Source organism: Clostridium beijerinckii (assembly GCA_003129525.1).
Classification (GTDB): domain Bacteria; phylum Bacillota; class Clostridia; order Clostridiales; family Clostridiaceae; genus Clostridium; species Clostridium beijerinckii_D.
In genome coordinates, this window is the sequence record CP029329.1 from 836,280 (window position 1) to 854,037 (window position 17,758).

The window sequence follows — 17,758 nt, forward strand, 5'->3', positions numbered from 1 at the left end:
TTTTTAAGTCTAGACCAGCAAAATTTAGTTTATTGCATATTCATCCAAAATTATTCTTCATACTTTAAATATTAACTCAAAATTAATAAATTAACAAATATAATTATATTAGTTTAAGTGGTTAAAAATAATAAAAGTGCCTGTCCATTAAATATAACAATTCCTCTTTATATTTAATGGACAGGTACTTCTTTACCTACTATTATTAATTTTTGCAATATCTTAAATTCCTTTAAACTTAAATTTCTAAATTTGATTATAAAAACAGTGCTATTATAATTAATACAATAACTCCTGGAACTCCAAAAAATCCTGCTACCAAAGCTGTAATTGGATTAATTGCTAATGAGAAGCTAACATTTATACCTATCAAGCTAAGATTTGCAATTATAAAGTTTACTACATATAATATAATAACTCCTATTATTCCATTTATAACTATTTTTATTGGCCACTTTAATAATTTTATTGCTAGAAATAATATCACTATTCCTAGCAATCCGTATAATAGATATTGTCCACCCATGTTTAACTTCCCCCACTTTATTTATTCAGCAATTTGCACACTTTTTTCGACTATATAATCGTATCCAACAGTTATGCCCACTTCTCTTGCTATCCCTAGTAAATAATCATACCTTTTTCTTGCAACATTTTCTGAGTAAATCGCTACTTCTATCAAATTTTCATCATTAACATTATTAAACATACTACGTGCTACATTTATTTCCATTTTCGCAATTTCCATATCTTCTATTAATTTTACATACATATTTGGATTATTAGTCTTTTCCATCAGGTGCTCTACAATATTCTTTTTATCCATGTAAATCCCTCCAAAAACTTCTTGTTACTATTTTATCCACACGTTGGAAGGAATATACATATTTTTAGCTTTATAATTTTTCAAATATTTCTAAAGTTCTTTTCTTCCCTCTAGAGCTTTAGATAATGTAACTTCATCAGCATAGTCCAAATCACCACCAACGGGTATTCCAGATGCAATCCTAGTTACCTTAATATCAAGAGGTTTAAGTACCTTAGATATATACATTGCAGTTGCTTCTCCCTCTATATTAGGATTAGTTGCCAATATTACTTCCTTTACTTCTTCACTCATTCTTGAAACAAGCTCCCTAATTTTAATATCTTGAGGACCTCTTCCTTGCATTGGAGATATGTTACCATGTAATACATGGTATACACCATTATATTCTTTAACTTTTTCCATTGTCATAATATCCTTTGGTTGCTCTACTACACATATAGTTCCCTTATCCCTATTAGGATTATCACATAATGGACATGGATCTCTATCTGTAAAATTTCCACATACAGAGCAATATTTAATAGTTCCTCTTGCCTGAACTAATGCATTAGCAAATTCTCTTACTTCATCATCTGGAAGATTTAAAATATGTAATGTTAACCTTTGAGCAGTCTTTTGCCCTATACTTGGTAATTTAGCAAATTCCTCTATTAATTTTTCTATGGCTATTGGATAAAAGTCCATCATAATTTCAGCTTCTCCTTTTATTAATTTTTCATTTAATTATCTAAAAACAATAATTGCATATACAATGTATTTTGATTAATTATTTTCTTAATATAACTTATTACAAAAAAGCATACAGACTGAAGGATAAACCAACATCTCTGCATGCTAATTGTTATCATTATTCTTAGAATAATCCGCCTGACATTCCGCCTGTTAACTTACCCATTTTGCTTGCAGATTCTTCTTCTGCTTTTTTTAATACTTCGTTAACTGCACTCATTATTAAGTCTTCAAGCATTTCTACATCATCTGCATCTACAACTTCTGGCTTTATATTAATTGCTATTACCTCTTTTTTACCATTTATCTTTACTACTACAGCACCGCCGCCTACTGATGCTTCAAACTCTTTTGTTTCAAGTTCCTTTTGCATATCTTCCATTTGCTTTTGCATCTTTTGTGCTTGCTTCATAAGATTATTCATATTACCGCCACCAAAGCCTCCTGGAAATCCACCTTTTGCCATAAAAAAATCCTCCTCTTTCTTAAATATCATTTTTTAATTATAAAACAACTTCTTGCAATTGACAATGTATAATTGACAGCTGACAATTATGTCTGAAAGCCCCAGAAGGAAAGTTCGAAGAACCAAATTTAAGATTCGGGCTCTTACTTTTCCTTTAAAATTTCTAAGAAAATACTTTTTCAAAAGTTATAAGAATTTGTTCCTTAATTGTTAATTGTTATTATTCATCGTATATTTCAAATGGTATTCCCTCTATTGTTTCCTTTAATAATTCTTCTTTATTTTTATTTTCTTTATCTTTTTTTACCACATAGTCTACTATTATTTTTTCTTTTAATGCCTCAGAAAATACAGCATTTACAATATCTTTATATTCTGATTTTTGCAATCTATCTTTATTAAATGCGTACATTGCCTCATACTCTAAAGTAACTACTCCAGCCTTAAAACTATAAGGTTTAGCTGTAACAATTGATGCATAAACAATCATTGCTCTTTTTGCTTTAAATTTTTCTAATATTTCAGTCCATGCCCTACCAACATCGTCAAGAGTTAACGCTGAATTACCATTAACTTGGGAATTTCCTTTATTGCTATCATTAGCATTATCTTTAGCTATAGTTTTTTTGATTTGATTTCCCTGAATTGCAGTAGAATTCATTTTAGTATTTACAGAATTTGAATTTTCATGTGCTGCTTCACCTTGAATAATTTGTATTTTTCCACTTTTTAATGATTCCTCAAGCTTATTTATTCTTGATAATATAACTTCATTTGAAGTATCATATTCAATTTTACACATCTTTATAATAGCAAGTTCTAGATATAATCTACTTTGTTTACTTGCTTTTGAATTCATTTCAGCATCTTGAAGTATTCTAATATCCCTCATTATTTCTTCAACTCTAATTTTCTGACCTTGTTCCTTAATCATGGAAATATTCTCAAGGGACATATCTAAAACTTCTTCTGGATTATTTGTAACCTTAACCATGAGCAGGTTTCTAAAATGGGATATTAAATCCTTTATAAATAGTTGCATATCCTTACCTGAATAAACTAACTTATCAATTATAACCATACATTTTTCAATACTTCTATCTACAATTGCATAAGTTATATCAAATAAATATTCATTAGTTACAAGCCCTAATATACTAACTAAATCTTCATAATTAATTTGTTTTTCTCCCATAGCAATTGCTTGATCCAATATACTTACTGCATCCCTCAATGCACCATCACATACTCTTGCAATTAAATCTAAACTTTTTTGTTCATAATTTATATTCTGAGCATCAGTAATCCTTCTAAGTAGAGTAGAAATCACATTTTGATTTATTCTCTTAAAATCAAATCTTTGACATCTAGATAAAATTGTTATAGGCAATTTTTGAGGATCTGTAGTTGCCAATATAAATATTACATTTTTAGGCGGTTCTTCTAAAGTTTTTAGAAATGCATTAACTGCTCCCACGGATAACATATGAACTTCATCTAATATATATATTTTATATTTAGCTTCTTGTGGTGGGTATTTAGTATCATCTATAATATCTCTAATTTTATCAATACCATTATTAGAAGCTGCATCTAGCTCTGTTACATCAATCGCTAATGCTTCATTTATCTTTATGCACATTTTGCACTTATTACATGGCTCTCCATTATGTAAATCAAGGCAATTTACTGCTTTTGCCATTATTTTTGCAGTGGATGTCTTTCCCGTTCCTCTTGTTCCACAAAAAAGATATGCATGTGCAATTCTATCATTTAAAATTTCGTTTTTTAATGTTGTGGTTATGTGTTCTTGCCCAACAACATCTTCAAAAATCCTTGGTCTCCATTCTCTGTATAGTGCTGTATAACCCACAGGCTCTCACCTCGCTATTTTCTTAAGCCCATGAAGAAAATAACACGCCTACAATGAAACCCATATTTCAGGCTGTTATTTCTTGAATGTGCTTAAATATAAACTTATTATACACCACTAAATGAATAATTAGTATAAGGACTCATTAAATATTTGTTCTCTACTACTTTAATCTAATGACTAAGATTTATTAATGTTATAAATTATATCTCATATGTATCACATCTTGAACTTGTTATTTTTTATATCCCTAAGTCATTATTATGTGCTAAAATAATGAAAGAATATATTTGAAAAATTATTCAAAAAGCACAGGATAATTAGGAGGAATACATAAAAATGAGCTTATATGATGATAAATACTTATCTATTGCTAATGATATATTAGAAAATGGATACCTTGATAACAATAGAACTGGAATGCCAACTTATAAATTACCTCATCAAATCATGCAATTCAATTTAGAAAAAGAATTTCCTATACTAACAACTAAATTTGTCGCTTTTAAAACTGCCGTTAAAGAACTTTTATGGATATTTAAAGATCAATCGAATAATGTAAAAGATCTTCAAGCACAAAACGTTAAAATTTGGGATGAATGGATGATGGAAGACGGAACTATTGGAACCTCTTATGGCTTTATAGTTAAAAAGTTTAATCAAATGGATAATTTAATCGAGGCTTTAAAAAATAATCCTCAAGACAGAAGAATGATGCTTAATTTATGGCAAATACCATATTTAGATGGTGGTGCATTGTATCCTTGTTGTTTCCTTACAATGTGGGATGTAACAGATGGAAAACTAAACTGCATGCTTGTACAAAGAAGCGGTGATTGGCCTCTTGGAGTTCCATTTAATACAAGTCAATATGCAGTACTCGTTCATTTACTAGCTCAAGTTACAGGACTTAAGCCTGGATTGTTTACTCATGTTATAAACAATGCTCATATATATAAAAATCAAATTGAAGGTGTGAAAATTCAATTAACAAGAAAAAATGATGCATATAATGCTCCTAAGCTTTGGATTAATCCTGAAATTAAAAACTTCTATGACTTTACACCAGAGGATATAAAGCTTGAGGGTTATGAACATCATGACGCAATCAAAATGGAAGTATCAGTATAATAAAGTTTTAAGGAGGACTAATAAATGATATCAATAAGTGTTGCTGTTGCAAAAAATAATGTTATTGGAAAAGATAATAAATTACTATGGCACATCTCAGAAGATTTAAAGAGATTCAAACAAATTACTTCTAACAAAAAAATGATTATGGGAAGAAAGACTTTTGAATCATTGCCTGGAATTTTACCAAATAGAGAACACATAATTGTAACTAGAGATGAGAACTTTAGCGTTGATTCAGATAAAGTTACAATAGTTCATGATTTAAATTCACTGCTTGAAAAATATTCAAATTGCGAGGATGAAATCTTTGTAATTGGTGGATCAGAAATTTATAAGCAACTCCTTCCTTATACGCAAAAAATATATCTAACCAAAATAGATGAGACTTTTGAAGGTGATACATATTTTCCTGAAATTAATTATGATGAATTTAAAGCAGAGTATGTTTCTGAACAACTTATTGATGAAAAAAATGGTCTTAAGTATACATTTATAGATTTAGTAAGAAACTAAAACTGGAGGATTTTGTATGAAATTTATAACTTTTAAGTATGATTATATAGAGCAAGTTGGAATTTTAACTAAAGATGAACAAGGCGTTTATCCATTAAAAAGCCTTGGTTCAAATTATAATAATATGAATGAGTTAATAGAAAATATAACTGATGAAGAAATGAAAAATTTGAAATCAATACTTGAAAAAGGTTCTATAGAGATTCTTTCTATTAATGATATTTGCAAGATGGCTCCAATTCCTAATCCTAAACAAGATATAATTTGTTTAGGCATTAATTACATGGCTCATGCGGTGGAATCTGCAAGATATAAAAAAGAAGCTTTCGGTGGTGATAGACCATATGCAGTTTATTTTTCAAAAAGAGTAAATATTGCAACTGGAGATCAAGATTATATTCCAAGCTATCCAGAAATTGTCGATAGTTTAGACTATGAAGCCGAACTAGTAGTAATAATTAAAAAAGATGCCAAAAATGTTGCTAAAAAGGATGCTTATGACTATGTGTTTGGATATACTGTTATGAATGATGTTAGTGCAAGAAATCTACAGACAAGACATAAACAATGGTACTTTGGCAAAAGCTTAGATGGTTTTACACCAATGGGACCTTCCATTGTTACTAAAGATGAATTTGTAAATCCACCTGTACTCCAAATATGTTCTAGAGTTAATGGAGAGTTAAGGCAAAATAGTACAACTGATCTTATGATAACTTCAATTGAAGATGTAATTCATGAGTTATCTCAAGGAGTTACTTTAAAAGCTGGAACTATTATTGCAATGGGAACTCCTGCAGGTGTAGGCATGGGTTTTGAACCACCAAGGTTTTTAAAATCTGGAGATATAGTAGAATGTGAAATTGAAGGCATCGGTTGTCTTAAAAATATTATAAAATAGAAAAGAAAATGAGGGTATTTCATAAATGAAATGCCCTCATTTTCTTATCCTATTGTATGTCCTATGTTAATCCTATTGAAGAATAACCTGATTAAAGTTCTTAATTGTAATTAAATATTAAAATAGACCATGCACCTCGCTTTGTTATTAGTTCTCTATACGTTACTTCTGCAGTTAGCTCAGACCAGATTGATCCACGGCACATGAAAGGAACCACTTATCGCTGCTTCCTTCCAGATCTGACGAGGTTCATGGGCTTCCATTGCGTGGGACCCAGTCATCAACACCACTTACAAAAGTCAGACTATAGATTGCTAATATCTAAGCGAGGAATTAAATCCTGCTATAGCGGATTGCAGGTTACAGGGCACCGCTGACTCCCCATCTAGCATGGCAATGGTGGAATGTTGAGGGCTTGAACCTCAAAATTTTCTTTATCAAGAAAAATTTCCGTCCCCAATGTGGACGCCAAACCATATTTACCAAATACTATTTTTAATACTTGTTAATGATAACATATAAGAATAGCAAATTCAAGGATATTCTTTTTGGCTTTATATTAAATTTCTTCCATCCCCCATAATTACTTTTTAACAAGGATAATATGTTCCTTTTCCACTTCTGCTAAAGCCTCAAAAATTTTAAATAAATTATTATCATTAACTTCATTTTTGTACTTTTCATAATAAGCTACAGCATGCTCTTCCTTTTGCTTTGCTAATTTTAAAAGAGAATTATCATTATCATATTTATCATAATTTATTTTATTTAAATTCGGAGTTCTCGTGAATCCACCTAGTCTCTGATGTATCTTAGAATGAAATATTTCTATCTTTGCTAATGCTTTAAATATTTTTTTAACTTCATCATCCTTTGACATCATTGCTGCTGTATTGTAAAAATCACCATTAAAAAGTTCAAGTTTAACAGCATGATCTAGAATCTTTAAAGTATTTTCATTGAGTAAATTACTTTCCACTGTAATGATTTCATTTTCTACATCTAAATATTTCTTGCTTACACCACAAAATGGACAATATATAATATTATTTATAGAATTCTTATCATTAAAAGCTAATTCATTAAAATTATAATTTTTTTCGTTTATTTCCATACCACATATTTTACACTTCAAATAATTCACCACTTTCCAATTTCATATATATTTTAACATATTTTTTGTATAAGTGGCTACTCTGATTTTAATCAGGTAATCATGACCTATTTGAATGTAGATTATTTCTTACAACATATATATTAACATTGCTAATTATCTATAATAATGTTAATATATAAAATATATTTTAGGCGATGGAGTTCGCCTTAATTTCGTAACGCTAAAGGCTCCTACAAAACAACGAATGACGTTATTTTGTAGGAGTTTTTTATTTAGACACATTCAAAAAATAACAAATCAATATGCTAGTCCTTTTGACTCGCATTTTCTTTCACAGGACTCAAACACCTTATGAAAATGACTGAGAGGAGAAAAAATGATTAAAAAAAATCAACAAAATAAATTTACATTTCTTAAAAACTCTACTATCAGTACAATTATTGGAATATCATTTTTAAAATGGGTATTTATAGGATCAATTGTTGGTACTTTAACCGGAATAGCGGCAACTTTATTTTTGAAAAGTTTAGAGATTGCAACAGATTTAAGAAACAGTAATCCATGGTTATTGTTTCTTCTGCCAATAGGCGGTGCTTTTGTTAGTTTTATATATTCCAAGTATGGAAAAAGTTCTTCAAAGGGTAATAATTTAATCATAGATAAAATTAATGAAAATGCAGATAATATCCCTCTGCGCATGGCTCCTTTGGTTTTTTTAGGGACTTTTATAACACACTTATTCGGAGGTTCTGCCGGAAGAGAAGGTACTGGTGTACAAATAGGTGCAAGTATATCAGAAGGCATTGGACGCTTATTTAGATTGGATAAAATCGACACTAAAATTATTCTAATGTGTGGAATTAGCAGTGGATTTGGTTCTGTCTTTGGTACTCCACTTGCTGGAACTATATTCGGGTTAGAAGTTGCAGCACTTGGATCCATGAATTATAGTGGATTAATACCTTGTTTTACAGCTGCTTTTGTAGGAAATTGGGTGACAGAAATTCTTGGTATTCATCATTCACACTATAATATATTAGGAATTCCTGATATTACATATACTGTAGTCTTGAAAGTTATAATTGCCTCAATCTTATTTGGACTTATTAGTAAATTATTTAGTGAATTAACACATAAATTAAAAGCTTTATTTTCTTATAGCTTTGAAAGTGCAACTTTTAAAAGTGTGGTGGGTGGGTTTATCATAATCATTTTAACATATATAGTTGGAACAAGAGATTACCTTGGACTTAGCATTCCATTAATTTCAGATTCATTTACTGAACAGGTTAATCCTTTTGCATTTTTAAATAAACTTATATTTACATCTCTTACTTTAGGCACTGGATTTCAAGGTGGTGAGGTTACACCTCTATTTGTAATAGGTTCAACCTTTGGAAATACTTTATCAAGTATTCTTCATATTTCACCTTCATTTTTAGCGTGCTTAGGTCTTATTGGAGTATTTGCAGGCGCAACTAATGCACCAATTACCTCTTTCATTTTAGGCATTGAAATGTTTGGTTCTCAAGGTAGTGAATATATGTTTATGACTTGTGCAATAAGTTATTTATTTTCAGGTCATTCAGGGATTTATATTTCTCAGAAAATTAGCACAAGCAAAAGTAAATTAGTCGAGGTACCTAAAGACGCTACTCTTTCCCATTATATAAAATAAAGGGGTAAGAATTCATTTCAGTCACTTATGATTTGTTAATACTACTAGCAAATCATAAGTAATTTAATAAAAACTTATCCCTTTATTTCTTTTTATTAATCTTTATTTTTTAAATGAATAACCTTAATAACTAAAGTAAATATTACTAACAAACTTAATACTAAGATTAATTCAATCATAAAAAGTTCTTCAGGCAATGCATTTATTATCGGATCAGTTACCGAATCAAAAATCCAATAGTCATTTCTAAAAAATATTTTATGAAAAAAATAAAATGTCTTAGAAAAATCCATTACTACCATTATAGAAACAGAAATGAATATTACTGTTATTATATTTACACTATTATTAAAGCTTTTTATAAGCATTTTACCCAAATTATTATTTTTATTATTAATTATTTTAAAAATCATTATAACAATGAAAATAATACTAATTGTATATAAAAATATAAATATTTGTTTCACTTCATAAAAATGAATTTTCCCAAAACTACTCATAGGTAACTTATTAAGTACTAATTCATTATTCAATGGATTTTGAACATAGTAAATTATTCTTTTATAATTATCCATTAATATGTCTGTTGATAATCCAGTATAATTATTTAATTCATATTTGTGGATTACATATCTATATACAACTGTCACATTTAGAACACCTAAAACTGCAATAGCGATAATAGAAATTGCATAAAATATATCTCTCAAAAGATTAAAAACTAACTTTTGTATTGTTGCACAACTATTATTATATATAATAAATTCACTTCCTTAATAAGAGTTTTAAATACTTTTTAATACTCTATATTCATAGTGTTTCTGTTATTATTTAAATACTTTTATCCGTTCTTCTAATCCATTATATTTCTTTTCATTAGGTGTTGCAGTGGGTTTTCCAAATGGCATCTGAGCAATTAATTTCCAGTTATTAGGTATCTTCCATTCATTCTTTACATCTTCTTCAATAAGTTCATTATAATGTTGTAATGAAACACCGAAGCCTTCAATTTCTAATGAAGTCCAAATAACATATTGATGCATTCCATTCGTTTGTTGAGACCAAATCGGAAAGTTTCCTTCGTATAATGGAAACTGCTCTTGAAGAGATTTAATTGTACTATTGTCTTCAAAAAATAAAATTGTTGCATATCCATTACTAAATGAATTTATTTTTTCTTCAGTTGAGCTGAATTTATCAACAGGAATAATCTTTCTTAAAGCTTCCTTCGTAATATCCCATAACTTGTCGTGTTGTTTATCTAGCAATAGAATTACTCTTGTACTTTGTGAATTAAATGCTGATGGAGTATGCTTTACTGCATGATTAATTACTTCTTTAATTCTTTCATCTGAAACAACTGTTTCTTTGCTAATCCCATAAAATGAACGTCTCTCTGCTACTGCATCATAAAAATCCTTTTTCATATCAATCATATCTCCCATCTTTGATTTGTTATTTTCTTTTATGTCTCATAATAATTTTATAATAAAGCCATTTATAATTTAAAAATTATAAATGGCTTTATTGGCAACTTTTAATATATTAAAGTGTATTTTTTTCCATTGATATATTAACCTCAATCACCATCTCATTTACTCCCATTTCAATGCAAACCACTTTATCAGAGCTTGCATTTGCAGTAAATTCTCCATGAATAAGAGTTGGTGTGGATATATTTATATTTATATTATCATTTGAAAAGTTGGTTGCCACATTGGCTGTTAACATATTTGTAAGTTCTGAAATTGCACTTTGTGCTAATTCATCAAAGTTATCTACGGGCATTCCCATCATCATTGTAGATGCAATTTTTTTTGCATCATTTAAACTAAGTCCATAAATAACATTTCCTCTAATGTCACCAATAATACCCACAATAATCATAACTCCTGGACTTTCTATAAATCTACCTTTCAATCTCATTCCTTTTTTCTCCACATTAGTTAAACCCAATTGGGGCATAACACTTGCAAAAGAATTCAAAATAGGATTTATATAATTGACATCCATTCACCTTCACCTCTTCCAAAACCTATACTTATTGACAAATCCCCAAATTGAGTTTTTGCATTTGCAGCATAAATAGCCTCTAATTCTGCTTTTGATATACTAATTGATTCTCCATGAAATGTAGTTGGTGGTGCAACCCTTAGTCCTAATACTTTGTTCTTTTTATTTATCATTGAGCATGCATTTCCTGCAATCATATTTGATATTTCAGCCATAACATTAAGAATTTCTTCATTATCTTTAGGCTCTCTTTTAATTAAATTTTTTGCTATATTATGTGCAGATTCAAATGACATATCAACAATCATTCTTCCTGAGTATTTTCCTATAATACCCATAATTATTGAAATACCTGCACTATGTTTTTCTACATTAACATTACTTTCATCTGTGATTTGCGGAATTGTTTTAGTAAGTTTATTAAAAACATTTAATAGAGATTCTTTGAATATTGCAGAATAGAATCCTTCTAGCTCTAAAAATAATTCCTCATCTACCATCACTCTATTTATTAATAAAGTTAGTTCTTCTGCCTCAACTGGTTTTTGTGCATATCCAGATACATGAGTTTTTTTAGCTTTTCTTACAATTTCATCATCCATCATCGAACTAACAATTATTACTTTAATATTAGAATTAATTTTATGTATTTCTCTTGTACATTCAAATCCATCAGTTCCTGGAATAGTCATATCCATTGTTACTAAATCTGGTTTTGTATTCATAACTACTTCAATTGTTTCTGCTAAAGAACTTGCTTCTCCTACAACATTAAACCCATTCTCTGTTAACACATCTCGTAACAAAGCAATTTGGAAAGGAGAATCATCAACTATAACAATATTTACATTTTTCATAATCCCATACACCCCTTTATCCCTAAAAATTATATTTAATTCTTATAACTTAAATATTCAATATGTCTATTTACTGACAATTAACCCTATTATTATTATATTTTAAAATTCAACAATACTCAATAAATTTCAGAATATTATAATATTTCTCTCTTCTTTTAGACTAATAATATATTAAAACTTTTACATTTATCATTATTAGTTGTTCTTATTAATGTACGGTACTTCAATTATATCTAATATAAACATAAACACAGGAATTCCAACAATTAATCCTAATATTCCAGCAATATGTTCTGATACTATAAGTATACTTAACGTATAAAATATAGGTAACTTAGTTTTTGCCGACATTAACTTTGGATTTAATATGTACGCTTCAATTGCATGAAGTAATGCAATCATAATAAGCACATATACAACTTGAACTAATCCTCCATTATTAAAAGCAACTATGCTTAATGGTACTAATGATATTATTACGCCTGCTACAGGAATAAGGCCAAGCAACATTACCATCATTCCAAATCCTAATAGATGAGGGAATCCAATTATCCATAATCCAATAGTAGATAGTACACCATTAATTGTAGCTATAACTATTTGTACTTCTATAACTTTACCAAATGAAGAAATAAATTTTCTCCCTAAAAATTGAAGTTCACTATAAATTCCAGATATTTTACTTTGTCTAAATTTAGATGTAAATTGAATTATCTTGTCTTTTTCTAAAAGGAAAAAAATACTTAAAATTAAAGCAATTACAATATTAATTCCTATTTTACTTATATTAGAAATAGACTGTACAATGTAATTTATGCCTTCTGTTGAAAAGATACTTCCATAAATTTGGTCTAATTTTTCTTGTATCAAATTAATAAATTGATTATTTTGTGGAGAACTATAAATTTCATTTATTTGTCTAACAACCTGTTTAAATTCTTGAATAACTAGTGGTAAAAAATCTATTATTATTATGAATAGCATAGCTGTTACAACTAAAGAAACTGTCAATATCATTACTTTATAGTTTATCCTTATTTTATTATCAAGTTTAATTATTAAAAATTGAGAGACATTATCAATTAAATATGTAAATACAAAAGTTAAAAGCATCAAACTAAGCATGTCTTTCATTGCATATAAAAATATAAATACTATTAATAATGTTATAAACCTTTTAAAAACTTGGCTTTTTATAACTTGCATCATATTTGGCATCAATACTACTCCTTGCATATCTTATGATTTTAAATTTGAATAATTTATATAAATATTGTAACTCTTATATATAAATATCCCTATATTAATACTAGCAGTTTTACTTTTCTATGTAAATGATTTTAAACTATAATATATATAAATACTAAAATACAGGATAAGATGTCAGATTTTCTTATCCTGTATTTTAGTATGCATTTTTTAATTATATTATCTTTTACCCTATAAAATCTTTTAAACACCCTATAAATTGCCCTTCATAATAAGTTCCGAGTTTATGATCCTTTATTTTCACTTTAATATTGGAATCAACTCCACTTTCTACACAATACGTTGCAAAAAAACTGATTTGTTTCTTTCCTGTTGTTCTTGGATCAAGCGCTGGTTCGCCTTCTAGTGTATAAAATTCCTCACCGTCCAGTTTTACAAATCTTAATGCACTATCATAATCAATTTCTTTTTTATCTTGTGAAGACATAATGAAAGTATGATGAAAATTATGTCTTTCTGCTGTTTTATGATCATAACTTTCTATATAACCATTCTTAAGTACAATCCCAATAATCGGCATGAAGTTTTCTATATTAAAGTCCTCCTTTAAAAATAAGAGACTGTTTCAAAATTAGACTTTTGAGACAGCCCTCCTATTTAACTATATTGTTTTATCTTATTCCTAGTGAATGTAGCTATTTGTACATTGCTGAAGTATCTCTTCAGGGCATTAGTTAAACTAATTTGAACTGAAGTACAAAACTTACTTTGAAAATTTTACTTTATTTTTATTAATAATTCACCGGTTTTAACTTGTTGACCTTCTTCTTTAAGAACAGATTCAATTATTCCTGCACTAGAAGCTACTATATTTGTTTCCATCTTCATTGCTTCTATTACAAGTAAGCTTTCACCTTCTTTAACTTCATCGCCTTCTTTAACAAGCACCTTAATTATAGTTCCAGGAATACTTGCTCCAATTTCTAATTTATCTTCAGGGTCAGCCATTTTGGTACTACTATTTTCGTTTGAATTACCTAGGATTCTTTCAGTTTTATCTTTTATTTTTATTTCTCTTCTGTTTCCATTGATTTCAAAGTCTAAAGTTCTATTTCCTTCTGCATCTAATTTTCCAATTTCGATTAATTGGATAATCATTGTCTTACCTTCTGCTACTTCGATTTCACTAGTTTCACCTTCTGCAAGTCCATGGAAGAATACATCACTACCCATGCGGCTTACATCTCCATATTCTAATACTGATTTTATAAATGCCTCAAATACATCTGGATACAGTGCATAACTTAGCACATCTTTTTTACACGGATTGAACTTATATTCTTCTTTTAAATATGCTTCAATCTTGTCAAAATCCTCTGGTGGTAATAATTCTCCTGGTCTAACAGTTATAGCTTCCTCACCCTTTAAAACAATCTTTTGCAATTCCTTAGGGAATCCACCTTCTGGTTGACCCATCATTCCTTTAAAATATGAAACTATGGAATCTGGGAATGCCATATTCTTTGCTTTTTCATTTATGTTCTCAGGAGTTAAATCATTTTGAACCATAAAGATAGCCATATCTCCAACCATTTTTGATGAAGGAGTAACTTTTATTATATCTCCAAGCATATCATTTACTTTTTTATACATATGTTTTACATCATTAAATCTATGTCCAAGACCAAAACTTTCAACTTGTGGTTTTAAATTTGAATATTGACCACCAGGTATCTCAAATTTATAAATTTCAGCACTTCCTGATTTTAAGTCTGATTCAAATTGACTGTAAACAGGTCTTACAGTATCCCAGTAATCAGATATCTTTTGAATTCCAGTTAAATCAATACCTGTATCTCTATCTGTATTTTCAAGAGCTGCTACAATTGAATTTAATGCAGGTTGACTTGTAAGTCCTGACATACTATTAAAAGTTGTATCAATAATATCAACCCCTGCATCCGCTGCCATTAATACTGTAGCAACTCCATTACCAGTAGTATCATGAGTATGAAGTTGAATAGGAATTGAAATTTCATCTTTTAATGCAGTTATAAGTTTTTTAGCTGCATAAGGTTTAAGTAAAGCTGACATATCCTTTATAGCAAGTATATGAGCACCCATTTTTTCTATTTCTTTAGCTTTATCTACATAATACTTAAGGCTATATTTATCTCTATTTTCATCTAAAATATCACCAGTATAGCATAGAGCAACTTCTGCAACTTTTCCACATTTTAATACTTCATCTAATGATGTTTCTATACCTTTTAACCAATTAAGTGAATCAAATATTCTAAATATATCTATTCCACTTGTTGCAGATTCTTTTATAAATTCCCTTATAACATTATCAGGATAATTTTTATAGCCTACACCATTTGCTCCTCTAAGAAGCATTTGGAACATAACATTTGGAATTCTTTTTCTTAAAGATTCAAGTCTCTTCCATGGAGATTCCTTTAAGAATCTGTATGCAGTATCAAATGTAGCTCCACCCCACATTTCAAGAGAGAATAAGTCATTTCCATAAACAGCTGTTGCTTTTGCAATATTTTTCATATCTTGAGTTCTAACACGAGTAGCCATTAATGATTGTTGCGCATCTCTCATTGTTGTATCTGTAAGAAGTAGTTTCTTTTGATTCTTTATCCATTTAACTACACCTTCTGGTCCTTCTGCATCTAATATTTGTTTTGTACCACTCAAACCATCTAAAGTAAGTATATTAGGAATATCAGGTACATCATATTCCTTTTTTATTCCCTTAGTTTCATTTACTATTTTTTGACCAATGAAATTTAAAATTCTATGTTCTTCATCAGTTCTTGGTTTTATATCAAATAATTGTGGATTGTCTGATATAAAGTTAGTATCACATTCACCCTTTTGGAATTGATCATTATTTAATACATTTATTAAGAAATCTACATTAGTTTTAACACCTGTAATAGTTAATTCTTTAATTGCACGTATAGATTTTCTAACTGTATCTTCAAAGGTTCTTGAGTATGCAGTACTCTTTACAAGTAAACTATCATAATAAGGGCTGATTACCGCACCACTATATCCATTTCCTCCATCAAGTCTTATCCCAAAACCTGATCCACTTCTATAAACGTCAATCCTTCCTGTATCTGGAGAGAAATTATTTGAAGGATCTTCTGTAGTTACCCTACATTGAATTGCAAATCCTCTTGGTCTTATATCGTCTTGAGAATATATTCCTACTTCTTCAGAATCTAAACTAAATCCTTCTGCAATTAAAATTTGACTTTGAACTATATCTATTCCTGTAACCATTTCAGTAATTGTATGTTCAACTTGAACTCTTGGATTCATTTCTATGAAGTAATGATTACCATTCTTATCAACTAAAAACTCTAATGTTCCTGCACTTCTATAGCCTACAGATGTAGCTATTTTTAATGCATCCTCACATATTTGTGCTCTTTTTTCTTCTGTCAAAGATAATGCTGGTGCAATTTCAATAACTTTTTGATGCCTTCTTTGAATAGAACAATCTCTTTCATAAAGATGTACTATATTACCATACTTATCACCTAAAACTTGAATTTCAATATGCTTTGGTGCTTCTATATATTTTTCAATGAACATATCATCTATACCAAAAGCTTTTTTAGATTCATTTTTAGCGCTTCTGAATGATTCTATAAGTTCATTTTCACTTCTTACTATTCTCATTCCTCTACCGCCACCACCAGCAGCAGCTTTTATCATTACAGGATATCCACACATTTTAGCTATTTCAGTAGCTTCTTCTTCTGAAGATATTGCTCTTTCCACACCTGGTATTACTGGAACCCCAGCATTTTGAGCAACTATTTTTGATTGAATCTTATCACCTAATTGTTCCATCATTTCTGCTTTTGGACCTATGAATTCTATTCCAGCTTCTTCACATCTTCTAGCAAATTCAGAATTTTCAGATAAGAATCCATATCCTGGATGTATAGCATCTACGTGCTTTTTTAATGCAAGACTTATTATTTCATCAATGTTTAAATAAGCTTCAACTGGACCTTTATTTTTTCCAATTAAATATGCTTCATTAGCCTTAGTTCTAAAAAGAGATAATTTATCTTCCTCTGTATATATAGCCACTGTTCTTATGCCAAGTTCATGACATGCTCTAAATATTCTTATTGCTATCTCGCCTCTATTGGCAACTAGTACTCTTTTAAATTTTTTCCCCAATTAAAATACACTCCTTTAATATGTCTTGATTTTTTATTTATAAAGCATGAATTATTTTTTTTGCACAGTAGCTTATCAAAAGCTAATTATGCAATTTTCACAACTCATATGTAGTCATTATATAATTTTTTCATTCAGAATTAATATATTAGATTATAACATATTTCATGCTATTTTACACATATTTTTTATCTTTTCTATTAATTTTTACATGATTT

General features: G+C 29.0%; 17 protein-coding genes and 1 other RNA gene. 4 read left to right on the forward strand and 14 right to left on the reverse strand.

What is annotated here, in order from left to right; genetic code table 11:
- Positions 1-256 precede the first annotated feature (256 nt).
- The 5 genes from DIC82_03355 to DIC82_03375 form a co-directional block, all read right to left on the reverse strand.
- Positions 257-526, reverse strand: coding sequence for a pro-sigmaK processing inhibitor BofA (locus DIC82_03355; protein AWK50168.1), 270 nt, complete (start codon positions 524-526; stop codon positions 257-259).
- A gap of 21 nt (positions 527-547) precedes the next feature.
- Entirely contained in the window at positions 548-826 is a 279-nt protein-coding gene (locus tag DIC82_03360; protein ID AWK50169.1) for a DUF2508 domain-containing protein, read from the reverse strand.
- A gap of 90 nt (positions 827-916) precedes the next feature.
- Positions 917-1,513, reverse strand: coding sequence for a recombination protein RecR (locus DIC82_03365; protein ID AWK53025.1), 597 nt, complete (start codon positions 1,511-1,513; stop codon positions 917-919).
- Positions 1,514-1,682: 169 nt separating this feature from the next.
- Positions 1,683-2,024 (reverse strand): YbaB/EbfC family nucleoid-associated protein, encoded by a 342-nt coding sequence (locus tag DIC82_03370; protein AWK50170.1) that lies wholly within the window; start codon positions 2,022-2,024, stop codon positions 1,683-1,685.
- A gap of 220 nt (positions 2,025-2,244) precedes the next feature.
- Positions 2,245-3,897, reverse strand: a complete 1,653-nt coding sequence (locus DIC82_03375) for a DNA polymerase III subunit gamma/tau (GenBank protein AWK50171.1) — start codon at positions 3,895-3,897, stop codon at positions 2,245-2,247.
- Positions 3,898-4,236: 339 nt separating this feature from the next.
- Between DIC82_03375 and DIC82_03380 the strand changes: the two genes are divergently transcribed.
- Genes DIC82_03380 through DIC82_03390 form a run of 3 tightly spaced genes read left to right on the forward strand, consistent with a single transcriptional unit; the run spans position 4,237 to position 6,445 of the window.
- Positions 4,237-5,028, forward strand: a complete 792-nt coding sequence (locus DIC82_03380; protein ID AWK50172.1) for a thymidylate synthase — start codon at positions 4,237-4,239, stop codon at positions 5,026-5,028.
- A gap of 24 nt (positions 5,029-5,052) precedes the next feature.
- On the forward strand, positions 5,053-5,544 hold the full coding sequence (locus DIC82_03385; GenBank protein ID AWK50173.1) for a dihydrofolate reductase: 492 nt from the start codon (positions 5,053-5,055) through the stop codon (positions 5,542-5,544).
- Positions 5,545-5,560: 16 nt separating this feature from the next.
- Positions 5,561-6,445: a fumarylacetoacetase gene (locus DIC82_03390; protein ID AWK50174.1), complete on the forward strand. Its 885-nt coding sequence runs from the start codon at positions 5,561-5,563 to the stop codon at positions 6,443-6,445.
- A gap of 127 nt (positions 6,446-6,572) precedes the next feature.
- Here DIC82_03390 and ffs read toward each other — a convergent pair.
- Positions 6,573-6,839, reverse strand: an RNA gene (gene ffs / locus DIC82_03395) — signal recognition particle sRNA large type.
- Between the two features lie 189 nt (positions 6,840-7,028).
- On the reverse strand, positions 7,029-7,580 hold the full coding sequence (locus DIC82_03400) for a metal-iron-binding protein (protein ID AWK50175.1): 552 nt from the start codon (positions 7,578-7,580) through the stop codon (positions 7,029-7,031).
- 358 nt (positions 7,581-7,938) lie between these two features.
- Here DIC82_03400 and DIC82_03405 point away from each other — a divergent pair, with 358 nt between their 5' ends.
- Entirely contained in the window at positions 7,939-9,240 is a 1,302-nt protein-coding gene (locus tag DIC82_03405; GenBank protein AWK50176.1) for a voltage-gated chloride channel protein, read from the forward strand.
- Between the two features lie 95 nt (positions 9,241-9,335).
- Here the strand turns inward: DIC82_03405 and DIC82_03410 are convergent, their stop codons facing one another.
- The 7 genes from DIC82_03410 to DIC82_03440 form a co-directional block, all read right to left on the reverse strand.
- Entirely contained in the window at positions 9,336-9,974 is a 639-nt protein-coding gene (locus DIC82_03410; GenBank protein AWK50177.1) for a TIGR01906 family membrane protein, read from the reverse strand.
- Positions 9,975-10,067: 93 nt separating this feature from the next.
- Entirely contained in the window at positions 10,068-10,667 is a 600-nt protein-coding gene (locus DIC82_03415; GenBank protein ID AWK50178.1) for a nitroreductase, read from the reverse strand.
- A gap of 118 nt (positions 10,668-10,785) precedes the next feature.
- Positions 10,786-11,253 carry a chemotaxis protein CheX gene (locus DIC82_03420; GenBank protein ID AWK50179.1) on the reverse strand — a complete coding sequence of 156 codons (468 nt, stop codon included), beginning with the start codon at positions 11,251-11,253 and terminating at the stop codon, positions 10,786-10,788.
- Entirely contained in the window at positions 11,235-12,110 is an 876-nt protein-coding gene (locus tag DIC82_03425; protein AWK50180.1) for a two-component system response regulator, read from the reverse strand. The genes DIC82_03420 and DIC82_03425 overlap by 19 nt, the downstream gene beginning before the upstream one ends.
- A gap of 198 nt (positions 12,111-12,308) precedes the next feature.
- Positions 12,309-13,331 carry an AI-2E family transporter gene (locus DIC82_03430; GenBank protein ID AWK50181.1) on the reverse strand — a complete coding sequence of 341 codons (1,023 nt, stop codon included), beginning with the start codon at positions 13,329-13,331 and terminating at the stop codon, positions 12,309-12,311.
- A 217-nt stretch (positions 13,332-13,548) separates the two neighbouring features.
- A complete protein-coding gene (locus DIC82_03435; protein AWK50182.1) occupies positions 13,549-13,902 on the reverse strand; it encodes a hypothetical protein in 354 nt (117 codons plus the stop codon).
- Positions 13,903-14,099: 197 nt separating this feature from the next.
- Positions 14,100-17,540, reverse strand: coding sequence for a pyruvate carboxylase (locus DIC82_03440; protein AWK50183.1), 3,441 nt, complete (start codon positions 17,538-17,540; stop codon positions 14,100-14,102).
- Positions 17,541-17,758: the final 218 nt, after the last annotated feature.